Consider the following 13,112-nt stretch of genomic DNA (forward strand, 5'->3'; position numbering starts at 1 on the left):
TTACCCGGAAGGACCCTGCATGCCAGAGGTGGACACGCGTCCCTTGGACACCGCGCGGAAGCTGGCCGAGGACGGTGACCTGGAGGGCGCTGCGACGATCTTCGCGGAGCTGGCCGCGGACACCGCCGGGCCCGACCGGGCGCAGGCGGCCGTCGGACTCGCGGTCGTGTTGCAGGAGGGCGGCGACGTGACGGGCGCGAGGGCCGCCGCCCGCGCCGCGCTTGCGACGGGGCATCCCGAGTTCGCCGCGCAGGCGGCCTGCCTGCTCGCCAGAAGCTTCGAGCGGGAGGACCTGGTCGACCAGGCCAGGGCGGCCTGGCAGGCCGCCCTGGGCGCGGGAAACCCCGCCTACGTCCCGCTGGCGCACATGGGGCTGGCGAGGCTCGCGACGGGGAGCCAGGAGGCCCAGGAGGCCCTGAGGGCCGCGCTGGCGACCGGGGAGCCCGAGATCTCCTCGAGGGCGGCCCAGTGGCTGGCCGAGCTTCTGATCGAGGAGGGAGAGACGGCCGAGGCGGCGGGGGTGCTCGTGGACGCCCTGTCCGTGCCGGACGTCGCGGACGTGGCGAGGCTGCGGGTGCTGCTCGGCATCGCCCACCTGGAGCTGGCGTGCGTCGAGCTCACCAGGGCGGTCGAGGAGGGCGGCGACGTCGAGACCGGCGCGCTGGCCATCGAGCTCCTGGCCCGCACCCTCCCGCTGAGAGGCCGTGACGAGGACGCCGAGCAGGTGTGGCGCTACGGCCTGGACAGCGCGGACGAGCACCTCGCGGAGGAGGTCCGGCTCAGGCGTGGCCGCGACGGCTGACCGTCGCGGTCAGCCGTCGCTCTCGTGGCTCGCCTCCCCGCCGGGCCCGCCGCCCGGGCCCCTTCCCCGAAACCTCGTTCCCCGTGGGGCGTCTGTCAGTCGCGGGCGCGCCAGCGGCCGATGGCGTGGGCGAAGTTGATCGCCACGATGCCCCCCCACGCCAGCAGGAGCCCCGCGGTGCCCGCGCTGCCCGCCCCGATGGCGGTCAGCGGGACGCCGATGCCCATCGAGCCCAGGGCGATCGCGATGCTGGGGTTGGCGCCCTTGCGCTGCGGGGGATGCTGGGCGTGCGGCTGCTGAGGGTGGAAGCCGTTGCCCTGTATCTCGGCTCGCACGCGGGCGGCGATGGTCGCGTCGAGGCGTTCGACGAACGACTCGACGAGAGCGGCCTCGTAGTCGGGGCCGAGGTCGCGCCTGGCCTCGATGGTGGCGCGCATGTCCTGTCGGATATCGTGATGCTCCTGCACCTTGCGATTGTCCGCCCGTTCCCGGGCCGTGGCATCGGCCGTTAGGACTAGATCTGTGTCCATCCGAAGTACGGCGTCGTCCATGGAGATCACGACCGCCCACGGCCCGGCCAGGGTGGAGATCGACGAGGCCGCCGATCCGCGTTTCCTCCTGGTGCTCACCCATGGCTCGGCCGGGGGAGTCGAGGCGCCGGACCTGTTGGCCGTGCGGGAGGCGGTGACGCCGATCGGCGGGGTGGTCGCGCGGGTGCTCCAGCCGTTCCGGCTGCGGGGGGCGCGGGCGCCCGGCTCCCCGGTCAAGCAGGACGAGGCCTGGACCGAGCTGGTGGCCGAGATCCGCCGCCACAGGCCGGGGCTGCCGCTGGTGCAGGGCGGGCGGAGCAACGGGGCCCGGGTCGCCTGCCGTACCGCCGTGGGCGTGGGAGCCGAGGCGGTCGTCGCGCTGGCCTTCCCCCTGCACCCGCCGGGCAAGCCCGACAGGTCCCGCGTGGGCGAGCTGCGCGCGGCGGGCGTGGAGGTGCTGGCGGTCAGCGGGGAGCGCGACCCGTTCGGCGTTCCGGAGGCGACGGACGCCTCGCGCCTGGTGGTGCTGCCCGGTGAGGGGCACGATCTCAACAGGGATCCCGCCAGGGTGGGCGAGGCGGTCGCGCGGTGGCTCGGCGAGAGGACGCCGGGCCCGGGGAGATGATCAGGTGATCACCGGTACGACGACCAGATGATCAGGAGACGCCGGCCAGTGGCCGGTGCGGCTCGATGACGGCGCCGTCGGGCAGGAGCTCGCCGGTGTCCTCGAACAGCACCACACCGTTGCAGAGCAGGCTCCATCCCTGCTCGGGGTGTGCTGCCATCGTGCGGGCGGCTTCACGGTCCAGCGCCTCGGCGGACGGACAGGACGGCTGATGCGGGCACATCGGCGTGCCTCCGGATCTTTCTCGTCGGCTCGCTTGGATCGGCGTCGGAGAGCCGGTGGGCACCGCGTCTCCGACGGGATCGTTCCCATCGTTCGACGGGTGACGAGCATCTGGTGTGGACATGTGGCTGTACGCGCCTCGAACGGGGTGAGGCTCGCACATCAAGCAGATCAAGTGTGCGATCTGGATCGCATCCCGGGACATAGCCCGTTAGGACTGTTTACGAACCCTGCTGGGTGGTCCTGTAGGAGCCCTTCGGGGTGTGACCTTTAGCACAGGATGCCTCATAAGCGGACAACTGGCCAAGGGGGACGCGCGGTCTGTCAGGTAAAAAAGGATCGGCCACGAGTTTCTTTACCGTTCAGCCTGCGTTTAGGCCCGCGAGAAGCGCGGTCAGGCCGCGTTCGAAGTCGGCGTCGGCCGCTGCGGAGCCGCCGCCCCTCGACGGAGGCAGCCACGGCTCGTCGTCCTCTCCCGACGGTTCGGCCCAGCCGGACTGCTGCACCTCGACCGCGACGGCGCCGAAGACGTAGGCGCGCAGCGCCCGCACCGCCTGGGCCGCCTCGGCGAGTCCCGCGTCGGCGAGCTGCTCGGTCTGCTCCCTGACGGCGATCGCGGCGCGGCCCTTCGGCGGCTTGGTGAGCGCCAGGGCAAGCACTCCCGGATGCTCCCTGAGCGCGGCGCGGCTCGCCCGGCACCAGGCCCTCGCGCTGTCCTGCCAGCTTTCCCCGGGTTCGGCGTGGACGGCCGTGACGTGCTCGGCGAGGGCGTCCATGAGGGCGTCCTTGCCCCGGGGGAGGTGGTGGTAGATGGCCATGGCCTCCACCTGGAGCGCGTCGCCGAGACGCCGCATCGTCAGCCGGCGCAGCCCCTGGCTGTCGGCGATGTGCAGGGCGGCCTCGATGATGCGCTCCCTGGAGAGCGGGACGGGCGGTCGCTTGGCGGGCATGGGGCGATCCTGCCACCGGCGACCTTACTAGGTAAAGGGCGCCGCGCCGAGAAGATCGAGCACCCGGGCGGTCCGAGACGGCCGCTCGATCGATCCCCGAAACTCCCTAACATTACCTATCCTTCTCTTGGATAGGTGCATTAAGGTGCTTTTATGGAATCCAGGCTCTACTCCGTGGACCAGGTCGCCGATCTGCTCGGCCTGCACGTGCGAACGGTCCGCGGCTACGTGCGCGACGGCAAGCTCAAAGCCACCCGCATCGGCAAGCAGTACCGGATCGCGCAGGAGGATCTTGAGGCGTTCACCGGGCGACCGGCGCCGGCGGGCGAGACGGTGCGGCGGCGTCGGCACGTCGAGGTGTCGAGCATCGTCGAGATCGACGCGATCAGCGCCGAGGCGGCCGGCCGCGTGACCGCCCTTCTCATGGGGGCCTCCGCGAGCCGCCGCTCCGGTGAGGCGCCGCTGCGGGTGGAGACGGCCTACGACGAGGACAGGGGCCGTATGAAGGTCATCGTCCTGGGCGGCCTGGGCGACAGCGCGCGGCTGCTGGAGTACATCGGCACGGTGGTGGAGCCATGACCGCCGTCTACAGGACCGAGGCCGGCGCACAGGCGGTCCGCGAGCGATACGTCCGGACCTTGCGCGGATGGCCCGTCCCCTGCGAGCACCGGCGCGTGCCGACGCGCGAGGGGGAGACCTTCGTCGTGGTCTCCGGCCGCGAGCACGCGCCACCCCTGCTGCTGTTCCACGGCTCGGGCACCAACACGGCGATGTGGATCGGAGACGTCGCCTCCTGGGCGGAGCACTTCCGCGTCTACGCCGTCGACATGATCGGTGAATCCGGACTGAGCGCCCCCTCCCGCCCGCCGCTGGACTCCGAGGCGTACGCCTGCTGGCTGGACGACGTCCTGCGAGGGCTCGGGGTGACCCGGGCGTCCATGGTCGGCGCCTCACTCGGCGCCTGGCTGGCGCTGGACTACGTCATCCGCCGCCCGGGCCGTGTGGACTGCCTGGCACTGCTGTGCCCCGGCGGCGTCGGCAGACAGAGACGGGGCTGGATGTTCAAGGCTCTGCTGCTGAAGCCGTTCGGGCGTTGGGGGCTGCGCAGAACGCTCAGGACGGTCGCGGGCCTCGACATGCCGGGTTCGGGGGAGTTCCTCGAGGGCATGGCGCTCACCTTCCGGCAGTTCCGGCCGCGAAAGGAGCGGTTGCCGGTGTTCTCCGACGCCGCGCTGCGACGTCTGACCATGCCCGTGCTGGTCATCGCCGGAGAACGTGACGCCATGCTCGACTCGCGGGACACCGCCCGACGCCTGGCCGGTGCCGTCCCGCACGCGGAGGTGCGGCTGCTGCCGGGAGTGGGGCACTCCGTGGTGGGCCAGAGCGAGGCCGTCCTCACCCACCTGAGGAAGGCGACGGCGTCAGGCGGCGCTGAGCGTCGATGACGGGGGTCCGGTGACCGCCTCCATGCCCGGTGTCCCCGGGCGCGCTGCTCCCTGAGTGGGTGGTCCGGGGGCGGACGGCGTAGGCTACAGCCGTGATCTGCCGGGGCGTGCCCGGCGAAGGGCGAGAGAGGGCAGACGATGGCGTTTTTCCGACCGAGCGTGAGCCGGGAGGCGGAGGTTCGTCACCACGCTGACCAGGAGGTCGGGAAGAGCTTCCCCGAGCTCCTTGAGAAGGCGCGCGTCGCCGAGGCCGCGCTGCGCGGCGCGCAGGCCGCCGGGGGCTCCCCCGAGCACCTCAGGGCCGCGGGGCTGGCCTTCGACGCGGCGCTGACCGAGGCGCTGCGCGCAGCCGAGGCGGGCCAGCGGGCGACGTTCGGCGTCAAGGCCTACGACGACCGGATCCGTCGCCGCAAGGGCAAGGCCACCCCCAAGGGCGCCGAGTGGACCGCGGAGGTCGACCGCCTGCGCACCCTCCGCGAGCAGAACCGCCTGACCGGCATCGCCCGCGTCCCGCGTCCGGTCACCGCCTCCGCGCGCTGACGACCGCCGCGTCGACGCGGCGGTCCCGGGCCTTGCACGGTGCCGGCACGGCGAGCGGTGCGGCGGACTCGACCTGCGGCGGGAGACGTCAGAGGCGGTCCCGGCGCACCGCCGTCGTCGTCTCCTCCGGCGCCGCGGCCCGCCGCGCCGGTGTCCTTGGGAGGCCTCCGGCGGGGTCAGGCGGGCGGCAGGGGGGCGGCGTGACCGAGGACGTGGTCGCGGAGCATCCGCGGCGTCGCCGGGTCGCGTCGCCGGAACGCCTCGACGATCGGCTCGTGGTCCGCGGCGTTCTCGTGGAGCTCGACACGGAACAGGCGGACGGACAGGTGGGTCCACACCTCGACGCCGAGGGACTCCCACACCTCCCGCAGCACGCGGTTGCCCGAGGAGCGGACGATCTCGCGGTGGAAGGCCACGCCGTGCTCGACCTGCCCGGCCGTGTCGCCGCCCCGCGCCGCCTCGTGCAGCCGTGTCACATGGCCGGCCAGCGCCTCCGGGTCGACCGACGGCAGCGCCAGGGCGGCCGCGGTCTCCTCAAGGCCCGCCCTGACCTGGTAGACCTCGCGAAGGTCCGCCTCGGTGAAGGCCCGCACCCTGGCGCCCTTGTTGGGAGTCGACTCGATCAGGCGGAGTGACTCCAGCTCCCTGAGCGCTTCGCGGACCGGTGCTTGACTGACCTCCAGCTCGGCCGCGATCCGTCGCTCGACGATGCGTTCGCCGGGCTGCCAGCGCCCGCTGACCAGGCCGTCCAGCAGAACCCTGCGGATCTGGTCGCGCAGCGGGGCACGCACGAGAGAGGTCATCGCGCCACTCTATCGAAGCGGCTCCGTTTTTACGCGATGATCGATCATTGCGCATCCTGAACGGAGGCGGCGGCTCGGGGTCGGGAAGGGGGGCGGCCCCTGAGTCGCCTATGTGGACATCATGTCCGCTTGTCGCTATGGTGATTAAGCGGACACGATGTCCATATGTTTGGCCTCGATGATCGGAGACCCATGAGCCGCCTGCTGCACCTGGACGCCAGCGCCCGCAAGGAGTCCTTCTCCCGCACCCTGTCGGGGATCTACGCCACGTCGTGGCGTGCCGCCAACCCCGGCGGCGAGTACTCCTACCGGGACCTGGCGGCCGACCCCGTCCCGCACATCGGCCAGGCGTGGACCGAGCTGTGCGACCATGTCCTGGCCAACGGGATCACCGACGTCGGCCGCTACCGCGAGGCGGTGAGCACTCCGGAGCAGGCCGAGGCCTGGGCGGTCGTGGAGCCGCTGCTCGAGGAACTGGTGGCCGCCGACGTCGTGCTGATCGGCACGCCGATGTACAACTACTCCGTCCCGTCGGCGCTGAAGGCCTGGATCGACCAGGTGACCTTCCCCAGGATGAGGCTGACCGGACGGAGGTTCGTCGTCGCGGGAGCCAGGGGCGGGGCGTACGGTCCCGGCACGCCCAGGGAGCCCTTCGACCACGAGGAACGCTACCTGCGCGACTTCTTCCTCGGGCACTTCGCCGTCGAGGACGTCACGTTCGTCCACGCCGAGCTGACCAACGCGCTGGTCGACCCCGCGCTCGCCGGCCTGCGGACCGAGCACGAGGAGTCGCACGCGGCCGCGCGGGAGCTCGCGGGGAAGCTGGCCGTCCGATGAGCTGGCTCCTGCTCGTCGCGGCGGGGCTGGTGGAGATCGCCTGGTCGCAGAGCATCAAGCCGACCGAGGGGTTCACCCGGCCCGTGCCCACGCTGATCTGCTTCGCCCTGGGGGCCCTCGCGGTGTGGCTGCTGTCGAAGGCCATGCAGCAGGGACTTCCCGTCGGCACCGCCTACGCCGTCTTCACGGGCATCGGCGCGGTCGGAGCCGTCATTCTCGGAGTGGTGCTGCACGGAGACCCGATCGGGGCCGGTCGCGTCGCGGCGCTCGCGCTGATCGTCGGCGGGGTCGTACTGGCCCGGGCCCTCGTGTGACCGGCGGGACCGGACGCGCGGCGGCGCCCGCCGTACGGGCCCGGGGAGCGGGGGCGCCCGGGAGAGCGGAAAGGCGCCGCGGACGGGGAACGTCCGCGGCGCCTCGCGCGTGCGATCAGCTGGCCCAGTCGAGCAGCGGCCGTGTGTTGCTGGGGTGGCGCAGCTTGGACAGGGACTCCTTCTCGAGCTGGCGGATGCGCTCGCGGGTCAGGCCCAGGTGCTTACCGATCTCGTCGAGAGTGTGGGGCTTGCCGTCGACGAGGCCGAAGCGCAGAGCCATGATCTTGGCCTCCCTGGGGGAGAGGTTGCCCAGCACCCCGCGCAGCTGCTCGCCGAGCAGCTGACGGTCCACCACCTCGGAGGCCTCGGGCGAGTCGACGTCCTCGATCAGGTCGCCGATGGTGGTCTCGCCGTCGTCGCCGATGGTGGCGTTGAGGCTGATCGGCTGACGGCTGGTGCGCAGCAGCTCCTCGATCTGGTCGGGAGTCCTGTCCAGCTCGACCGCCAGCTCCTCGGGGGTGGGCTCGCGGCCCAGGCGCTGGTGCATGTCACGCTCGACGCGCGAGAGCTTGGAGAGCATCTCCAGCACGTGGACCGGCAGGCGGATGGTGCGCGCGGAGTCGGCGAAACCGCGCTGGATGGCCTGGCGGATCCACCACATGGCGTAGGTGGAGAACTTGTAGCCCTTGGTGTAGTCGAACTTCTCCACGGCGCGGATCAGGCCGAGGTTGCCCTCCTGGACCACGTCCAGCAGCGCCATGCCGCGGTCGGTGTACTTCTTCGCGACGGAGACGACCAGGCGGAGGTTGGCCTCCAGCATGTGGTCCTTGGCGCGGCGGCCGTCCTCGGCTATCCACTCCAGATCGTCGCGCATGGCGGCCGACAGGCCCGGCTCGGCCTCGAGCTTGGACTCGGCGTACAGGCCCGCCTCGATCCGCTTGGCGAGCTCGACCTCCTGGGCCGCGGTGAGCAGGGTGCGGCGGCCGATCGACTTGAGATAGGTGTGGACGGAGTCGCCCATGACCGAGGACTGGTCGTCCAGGTCCATCGTGGGCTCGGCCTCGAGCTCCGCCTCGTCGGCGGCGCTCCACTCCTCCTCGTCGGCGTCGTGGGCGAGGTCGGTCAGGTCCCGCCTGGGCTCCGCGGGCGCCTGGGCGGCGGGCTCCGCCTTCGCGGCCGAGGTCCTCTTCGCGGGGGCGGCCTTGGCCTTGCGGGTCGTGCTCTTGCGCGCCGTCGGCTTGGCCGCGGCCTTCTTGGTCGCGGCGGCGAGCGTGGGCTCGTCCTCGGCGGCCAGGCTGACGCCCGCCTCGGTGAGCTCCCGCAGGATCGATCGGCCCTCGGTGGGGCTGACCCCCGCCTCGGCGAAGGCGTGACGCAGCTCCGCGAGGGAAAGGTGACCCTGGACTCGCCCTCGGTCAAGGAGCTGCTCGAGGGTCGTCGGGGCCTCCGATGAGGTCGCCACGGCGGTTTGGGGCATGAGGACACCTCCTCCATCACGGAGTCGTCTGCTTACAGGTTGTTGGGTGGGGCGGCCTGGGAGCCGCTCAACGCACCAGTACCAATAACCCCAGCCAAGAACTTTATGTTCCCGACTTGACGGGGAAAATATGATGGGTGGATCGCTCCGACGCGATCCACCCTGTCATCGGTGCAGGTCAGAGGTTATTCGGACCCGTCCACCCGGCCCTCGTCGATGCTGCCGACTTCGGGCATGGGGAACGGGTTGGCCTCCCGCAGGCGTTGCTCGGTCCAGTAGGTCGTGACCTGCCCTGGATCGGGGTTCACATCCCTGGAGACCACGGAGTCGTCCGGCGGCACGGACGTCGGCTGCGAGGCGGGCGGGGCGTCCGTGGCGGGCGGGTCCGTCCTCGGCGAGGCCGCGGGCACGGGGGTCGCGCTCCTGTCGGCGTCTCTGCCCGCGCTCCTGTCGGCGTGACCGGCCGAGGCCGCCGCCGTCACGGAGACGCCGCCCGCGAGGATCGCGCTGACGATTCCGGCGGAGACCCATGTCTTGCGGGTGATGTGCATCGGGCTCGTCCTTCCTGCGTCGGCTGTCTGTTTGACGCGCCGGGGTCCCTCACGGTTCCCGGGCAAGACCATAACGGAGGGCGGCGAGGTCCGGCTTACCGTTGGACAGAAGTGGTATTTCGGTCATGACAACCAGCTCGGCGGGGGCCGCGTAGGCGGGCAGCCGCTCCTTGACGAAGGCGCGCAGGTCGTCCAGGGGCGGGGGAGCGGGCGAGACGACGACGGCGACCACCCGCTCGCCCCATTCGGGATCGGGACGGCCGACCACGACGGCGTCGGTGATCGCGGGATGCTCGGCGACGGCGGCCGCGACGGCGGCCGCGACGACCTTCTCGCCTCCGGTGTTGATGACGTCGTCCGAGCGGCCGAACACGCGCAGCCGCCCGTCGCTCAGCGCGCCGAGGTCCGAGGTGAGGAACCAGTCGCCGTCACGGGCGGCCGAGGTCAGGTCGGGGCGCAGCCGGTAGCCGGAGAACAGCACGGGGCCCGCGACGCGGATCCGTCCGTCGTCGCCGATTTTCAGATCTACATCGTAAAGGGGCTCGCTGTCGTAAACACACCCCCCGCAGGTCTCGCTCATGCCGTAGGAGGTCACGACCCTGGCGCCCGCGTCCCCGGCGGCCTCGAGAAGGCCGGGGGGAGCGGCGGCCCCGCCGAGCAGGATCGTCTTGAAAACCGACAGGTCGGCCGGGAGCAGGCGGCGCAGCTGCGTCGGCACCAGCGAGACGTGCCGGGCCCCGCTGGACAGCACCGCCTCGGGGGAGAAGCCGTCGTGCACGATCGGCTCCGTCCCTCCCAGCAGCGACCTGACGAGCACCTGCAGTCCCGAGACGTGCGAGGGAGGCAGGCAGCACAGCCAGCGCTCCCCGGGGCGGGCGTCCAGACGGCGCAGCGAGGCCGAGGCGGACGCGCGCAGGGCGGCGGCCGACAGCTGGACCCCCTTGGGGGCGCCGGTGCTTCCGCTGGTGGCGATGACGACGGCCACCTCCTCCGGCACGCCGACGCCGCGCTCGTTCCGCACCCCGTTGACACGGGTCGGACGCAGCGCGTCGAGCGCGGCCCGCAGCGCGGGGGCGGGAAGGGAGGGCGACAGGGGCAGCACCGCGGGGCCTCCGTCGAGCGCCGCGCCGACGGCCCTGAACAGCTCGGGTCCCGCGGGCAGCACGAGGGCGTGCAGCTCCCGCTGCGGGGAAGGCGACTCCGCGTGCACGGGACCGGTCATCACAGTCGTAAGGTTAGTGCCGGGAAATCGGATAACGGCCGGGGAGTCCTCGGCGCGGCGGAAGGGGCGCGGTCATCGTGAGCACGGAACGAGTCGAGCCGGGCACTGGTGAGCGGGTGGCGGGCGAGGCCGGACCCGTGCCGCAGAGCGTCCGTGCGCGCGCCGCCGTCATGAGCGGGGAGGGGCGTGCCGCGTTCAGGGAGAAGCGGGTCCCCGGCTTCGGCGCGTTCCCGCGCAGGCCGTAACGGGCCTGTCGTCATGAACCGAACCCGGGCCGGTCTCGGAGCGTGCCGTCCCGGGACGAAAGGGGCGGCGCGGGACCGCCGCCAGAGGCGTCCGAACATCAGGACGCGACGACTTCAGGAGGCAGTGCGGTGAACCCCGCCACCGCGCTCGCGACCGTGCTGGTCGACGAACTCGTGCGCTGCGGCCTTACCGACGTGGTGCTCGCGCCGGGCTCCCGCTCGGCTCCGCTCGCCCTCGCCGCGCACGCCGACAGCCGGGTCCGGCTGCACGTGCGCATCGACGAGCGTTCCGCGTCCTTCCTCGCCCTGGGGCTGGCCAGGCGCGGCGAGCGGCCGGTCGCGCTGATGTGCACCTCGGGCACCGCGGCGGCGAACTTCCACCCCGCGGTCGTCGAGGCGCACGAGTCGGGCGTGCCGCTGCTGCTGCTCACCGCCGACCGGCCGCCGGAGCTGCGCGACACCGGCGCCAGCCAGACCATCGACCAGGTCAAGCTGTACGGCACGGCGGTCCGCTGGTTCAGCGAGGTCGGCGTGCCCGAGGACCGCCCCGGCCAGGTCGCCTACTGGCGTTCCCTGGCCTGCCGCGCCTACCAGCGGTCGCTGGGGCCGTCCGACCCGGGTCCCGTCCACCTGAACCTCGCCTTCCGCGAGCCGCTCATCCCGGACGGCGACGCCTCCTGGTGCGAGTCCCTCGAGGGCGACGCGAACGGGCCGTGGATCAGGGCCAGGGTCGCGCCTCCCGCGGTGGCGCTGCACCTGCCGCCGACCCGCAGGGGAGTGCTCGTCGTCGGGGACGGCGCCGCCAACGTGCGCAGGTACGTCGCGGCGGCGGGCATGGCCGGGTGGCCGGTCCTGTCCGAGCCGAACGGCGGCGCCCGCTACGGCGACCACGCGATGTCTGCCTACCACTTCCTGCTCGGCACCCCTGAGTTCGCCGACCGGCACCGCCCCGAGGTGGTGGTCACGCTGGGCCGTCCCGGCCTTTCGCGGCCCCTGCTGAACTGGCTCAGGCACGCCGAGGAGCACATCGTCGTCGCCCCCGACCTGACCCGCTGGCCCGACCCGACCCGTTCCGCCACCCAGGTGGCGCAGGCGGTGGAGATCCCGGTGGCCGCTGGGGACGACGCCTGGCTGCGGTCGTGGCGCCGCGCCGACGCCGCGGCCAGGGCCGCGGTGGACGAGGTGCTGGACGGCGCAGGGCTCAGCGAGCCGCGCGTCGCCCGCGACCTGGTGGAGCTGCTGCCCAACGGCTCGCTGCTGTTCTGCGGCTCCTCGATGCCGATCCGCGACCTCGACCAGGCGATGCGTCCCCGCCGGGGGCTGCGGGTCCTGTCCAACCGGGGCGCAGCGGGGATCGACGGGGTCGTCTCCTCCGCCATGGGCGCGGCGCTGGCGCACAACGGCCCCACCTACGCGCTGATGGGCGACCTGACGTTCCTGCACGACCAGAACGGGCTGATCCTCGGCCCCCGCGAGCCCCGCCCCGACCTGTGCCTGGTCGTGGTGAACAACGACGGCGGCGGGATCTTCTCGCTGCTGCCCCAGGCGGCGCTGCGCGACCCGTTCGAGCGGGTCTTCGGCACCTCTCACGGGGTGGACCTGGCCCACGTCGCCGCGGCGACCGGCACGCCGTACACCTTCGTCGGCGAGCCCGACCAACTCCCCAAGGCGCTGCGCGGGGAGGGGGTGCGGATCGTCGAGGTCCGCACCGACAGGGAGCCGAACGCCGTGCTGCACGCCATGATGCGGGACGCGGCCCACGCCGCGATCCGCCGCGTCATCTGACGCGACGGGACGCGGACCACGGGCGCGGCGTGACGCAATAAGGTGACTGGCATGCATGTCGACGAGTGGCTCCAGGCGATCCCCGCCGTGTGGATCTGCGTCCTGGTCGGGCTGGTGATCGGGATCGAGAGCCTGGGCATCCCGCTGCCCGGTGAGATCGTCCTGGTCAGCTCCGCGCTGCTGGCGGCCAAGGGCGTGGTCGACCCGCTCTGGGTCGGGATCTGCGCCAGCGTCGGCGCGATCGTCGGCGACTCGATCGGCTACGCCATCGGGCGCAGGGGCGGCAAGCCCATGTTCGACCGCCTCGGCCGGAGGTTCCCCAAGCACTTCGGCCCCTCCCACATCGGCAAGGCGGAACGTTACTTCCACCGTTACGGCATGTGGACGGTGTTCTTCGGCAGGTTCGTCGCGCTGTTGCGCATCCTGGCGGGCCCGCTCGCGGGGGCGCTGCGCATGCCGTACTGGAGGTTCCTGGTCGCCAACGTGCTCGGCGGGATCGTCTGGGCGGGCGGGACCACCGCGGTGATCTACTACCTGGGCATGGCGGCGGAGAAGTGGCTTCGAGGCTTCTCCTGGGTGGCGCTGGTGGTCGCGCTGCTGTTCGGTGTCCTGACCACGCTGCTCCTGCGGCGCAGGGCCGCCAGGATGGCCGCGGAGGAGACGCAGGAGCCGGGAGAGCCGGTCGGCGCGGCCTGATTACCAGACCTGGGGATGTGCGGGCGTCGCGGCCTGGTCACGCTGGGTGGTACGAACCCACCGTGAAG

17 protein-coding genes are annotated in these 13,112 nt (G+C 72.3%); 10 read left to right on the top strand and 7 right to left on the bottom strand.

The features are described 5' to 3' along the window. Nucleotides 1-19 precede the first annotated feature (19 nt). Nucleotides 20-802, top strand: a complete 783-nt coding sequence (locus PKF00_RS11905) for a tetratricopeptide repeat protein (protein ID WP_271217512.1) — start codon at nucleotides 20-22, stop codon at nucleotides 800-802. 95 nt (nucleotides 803-897) lie between these two features. Here the strand turns inward: PKF00_RS11905 and PKF00_RS11910 are convergent, their stop codons facing one another. Then, entirely contained in the window at nucleotides 898-1,239 is a 342-nt protein-coding gene (locus PKF00_RS11910) for a hypothetical protein (RefSeq protein WP_271217513.1), read from the bottom strand. A 112-nt stretch (nucleotides 1,240-1,351) separates the two neighbouring features. Between PKF00_RS11910 and PKF00_RS11915 the strand changes: the two genes are divergently transcribed. Next, nucleotides 1,352-1,957, top strand: coding sequence for an alpha/beta hydrolase family protein (locus PKF00_RS11915; protein ID WP_271217514.1), 606 nt, complete (start codon nucleotides 1,352-1,354; stop codon nucleotides 1,955-1,957). 31 nt (nucleotides 1,958-1,988) lie between these two features. Here PKF00_RS11915 and PKF00_RS11920 read toward each other — a convergent pair whose 3' ends face one another. Together PKF00_RS11920 and PKF00_RS11925 are read right to left on the bottom strand one after the other, a co-directional pair. Next, on the bottom strand, nucleotides 1,989-2,180 hold the full coding sequence (locus PKF00_RS11920; protein ID WP_271217515.1) for a DUF5999 family protein: 192 nt from the start codon (nucleotides 2,178-2,180) through the stop codon (nucleotides 1,989-1,991). Between the two features lie 361 nt (nucleotides 2,181-2,541). Then, entirely contained in the window at nucleotides 2,542-3,129 is a 588-nt protein-coding gene (locus tag PKF00_RS11925; protein ID WP_271217516.1) for a TetR/AcrR family transcriptional regulator C-terminal domain-containing protein, read from the bottom strand. A 153-nt stretch (nucleotides 3,130-3,282) separates the two neighbouring features. Between PKF00_RS11925 and PKF00_RS11930 the strand changes: the two genes are divergently transcribed. The 3 genes from PKF00_RS11930 to PKF00_RS11940 all read left to right on the top strand — a co-directional run bounded on the left by PKF00_RS11930 (nucleotide 3,283) and on the right by PKF00_RS11940 (nucleotide 5,114). Continuing rightward, nucleotides 3,283-3,708 (top strand): helix-turn-helix domain-containing protein, encoded by a 426-nt coding sequence (locus PKF00_RS11930; RefSeq protein WP_271217517.1) that lies wholly within the window; start codon nucleotides 3,283-3,285, stop codon nucleotides 3,706-3,708. Continuing rightward, nucleotides 3,705-4,574, top strand: a complete 870-nt coding sequence (locus PKF00_RS11935) for an alpha/beta fold hydrolase (protein ID WP_271217518.1) — start codon at nucleotides 3,705-3,707, stop codon at nucleotides 4,572-4,574. Before PKF00_RS11930 ends, PKF00_RS11935 begins: the two co-directional genes overlap by 4 nt. Before the next feature lie 138 nt (nucleotides 4,575-4,712). Next, on the top strand, nucleotides 4,713-5,114 hold the full coding sequence (locus tag PKF00_RS11940; RefSeq protein ID WP_271217519.1) for a hypothetical protein: 402 nt from the start codon (nucleotides 4,713-4,715) through the stop codon (nucleotides 5,112-5,114). A 176-nt stretch (nucleotides 5,115-5,290) separates the two neighbouring features. Here PKF00_RS11940 and PKF00_RS11945 read toward each other — a convergent pair whose 3' ends face one another. Continuing rightward, entirely contained in the window at nucleotides 5,291-5,917 is a 627-nt protein-coding gene (locus PKF00_RS11945) for a GntR family transcriptional regulator (protein ID WP_271217520.1), read from the bottom strand. A gap of 192 nt (nucleotides 5,918-6,109) precedes the next feature. Here PKF00_RS11945 and PKF00_RS11950 point away from each other — a divergent pair, with 192 nt between their 5' ends. Next, on the top strand, nucleotides 6,110-6,754 hold the full coding sequence (locus PKF00_RS11950; protein WP_271217521.1) for an FMN-dependent NADH-azoreductase: 645 nt from the start codon (nucleotides 6,110-6,112) through the stop codon (nucleotides 6,752-6,754). Next, entirely contained in the window at nucleotides 6,751-7,068 is a 318-nt protein-coding gene (locus tag PKF00_RS11955; protein WP_271217522.1) for a DMT family transporter, read from the top strand. Before PKF00_RS11950 ends, PKF00_RS11955 begins: the two co-directional genes overlap by 4 nt. A gap of 115 nt (nucleotides 7,069-7,183) precedes the next feature. Here the strand turns inward: PKF00_RS11955 and PKF00_RS11960 are convergent, their stop codons facing one another. The 3 genes from PKF00_RS11960 to PKF00_RS11970 all read right to left on the bottom strand — a co-directional run bounded on the left by PKF00_RS11960 (nucleotide 7,184) and on the right by PKF00_RS11970 (nucleotide 10,318). Further along, nucleotides 7,184-8,545: an RNA polymerase sigma factor gene (locus PKF00_RS11960; RefSeq protein WP_271217523.1), complete on the bottom strand. Its 1,362-nt coding sequence runs from the start codon at nucleotides 8,543-8,545 to the stop codon at nucleotides 7,184-7,186. Nucleotides 8,546-8,730: 185 nt separating this feature from the next. Continuing rightward, the gene (locus PKF00_RS11965) at nucleotides 8,731-9,096 is read right to left on the bottom strand and encodes a hypothetical protein (protein ID WP_271217524.1); all 366 of its coding nucleotides are present in this window, start codon (nucleotides 9,094-9,096) and stop codon (nucleotides 8,731-8,733) included. Between the two features lie 49 nt (nucleotides 9,097-9,145). Continuing rightward, nucleotides 9,146-10,318: an AMP-binding protein gene (locus PKF00_RS11970; RefSeq protein WP_271217815.1), complete on the bottom strand. Its 1,173-nt coding sequence runs from the start codon at nucleotides 10,316-10,318 to the stop codon at nucleotides 9,146-9,148. A 77-nt stretch (nucleotides 10,319-10,395) separates the two neighbouring features. On the opposite strand from PKF00_RS11970, the gene PKF00_RS11975 reads away from it, so the two are divergent. From PKF00_RS11975 to PKF00_RS11985, 3 genes are all read left to right on the top strand, one after another. Next, on the top strand, nucleotides 10,396-10,563 hold the full coding sequence (locus tag PKF00_RS11975; RefSeq protein WP_271217525.1) for a hypothetical protein: 168 nt from the start codon (nucleotides 10,396-10,398) through the stop codon (nucleotides 10,561-10,563). 129 nt (nucleotides 10,564-10,692) lie between these two features. Beyond that, the gene (gene menD, locus PKF00_RS11980) at nucleotides 10,693-12,348 is read left to right on the top strand and encodes a 2-succinyl-5-enolpyruvyl-6-hydroxy-3-cyclohexene-1-carboxylic-acid synthase (RefSeq protein ID WP_271217526.1); all 1,656 of its coding nucleotides are present in this window, start codon (nucleotides 10,693-10,695) and stop codon (nucleotides 12,346-12,348) included. Between the two features lie 51 nt (nucleotides 12,349-12,399). Further along, on the top strand, nucleotides 12,400-13,044 hold the full coding sequence (locus PKF00_RS11985) for a DedA family protein (RefSeq protein WP_271217527.1): 645 nt from the start codon (nucleotides 12,400-12,402) through the stop codon (nucleotides 13,042-13,044). Nucleotides 13,045-13,112 lie beyond the last annotated feature (68 nt).

Origin of the sequence: Streptosporangium carneum (assembly GCF_027922005.1) — a bacterium.
Classification (GTDB): Bacteria; Actinomycetota; Actinomycetes; order Streptosporangiales; family Streptosporangiaceae; genus Streptosporangium; species Streptosporangium carneum.

Bases quoted from the DNA above. Each gene is read 5' to 3' on its own strand.
- PKF00_RS11905 (WP_271217512.1), top strand. From the start codon at position 20: ATGCCAGAGGTGGACACGCGTCCCTTGGACACCGCGCGGAAGCTGGCC.
- PKF00_RS11910 (WP_271217513.1), bottom strand. From the start codon at position 1,239: ATGCGCGCCACCATCGAGGCCAGGCGCGACCTCGGCCCCGACTACGAG.
- PKF00_RS11915 (WP_271217514.1), top strand. From the start codon at position 1,352: ATGGAGATCACGACCGCCCACGGCCCGGCCAGGGTGGAGATCGACGAG.
- PKF00_RS11920 (WP_271217515.1), bottom strand. From the start codon at position 2,180: ATGTGCCCGCATCAGCCGTCCTGTCCGTCCGCCGAGGCGCTGGACCGT.
- PKF00_RS11925 (WP_271217516.1), bottom strand. From the start codon at position 3,129: ATGCCCGCCAAGCGACCGCCCGTCCCGCTCTCCAGGGAGCGCATCATC.
- PKF00_RS11930 (WP_271217517.1), top strand. From the start codon at position 3,283: ATGGAATCCAGGCTCTACTCCGTGGACCAGGTCGCCGATCTGCTCGGC.
- PKF00_RS11935 (WP_271217518.1), top strand. From the start codon at position 3,705: ATGACCGCCGTCTACAGGACCGAGGCCGGCGCACAGGCGGTCCGCGAG.
- PKF00_RS11940 (WP_271217519.1), top strand. From the start codon at position 4,713: ATGGCGTTTTTCCGACCGAGCGTGAGCCGGGAGGCGGAGGTTCGTCAC.
- PKF00_RS11945 (WP_271217520.1), bottom strand. From the start codon at position 5,917: ATGACCTCTCTCGTGCGTGCCCCGCTGCGCGACCAGATCCGCAGGGTT.
- PKF00_RS11950 (WP_271217521.1), top strand. From the start codon at position 6,110: ATGAGCCGCCTGCTGCACCTGGACGCCAGCGCCCGCAAGGAGTCCTTC.
- PKF00_RS11955 (WP_271217522.1), top strand. From the start codon at position 6,751: ATGAGCTGGCTCCTGCTCGTCGCGGCGGGGCTGGTGGAGATCGCCTGG.
- PKF00_RS11960 (WP_271217523.1), bottom strand. From the start codon at position 8,545: ATGCCCCAAACCGCCGTGGCGACCTCATCGGAGGCCCCGACGACCCTC.
- PKF00_RS11965 (WP_271217524.1), bottom strand. From the start codon at position 9,096: ATGCACATCACCCGCAAGACATGGGTCTCCGCCGGAATCGTCAGCGCG.
- PKF00_RS11970 (WP_271217815.1), bottom strand. From the start codon at position 10,318: ATGACCGGTCCCGTGCACGCGGAGTCGCCTTCCCCGCAGCGGGAGCTG.
- PKF00_RS11985 (WP_271217527.1), top strand. From the start codon at position 12,400: ATGCATGTCGACGAGTGGCTCCAGGCGATCCCCGCCGTGTGGATCTGC.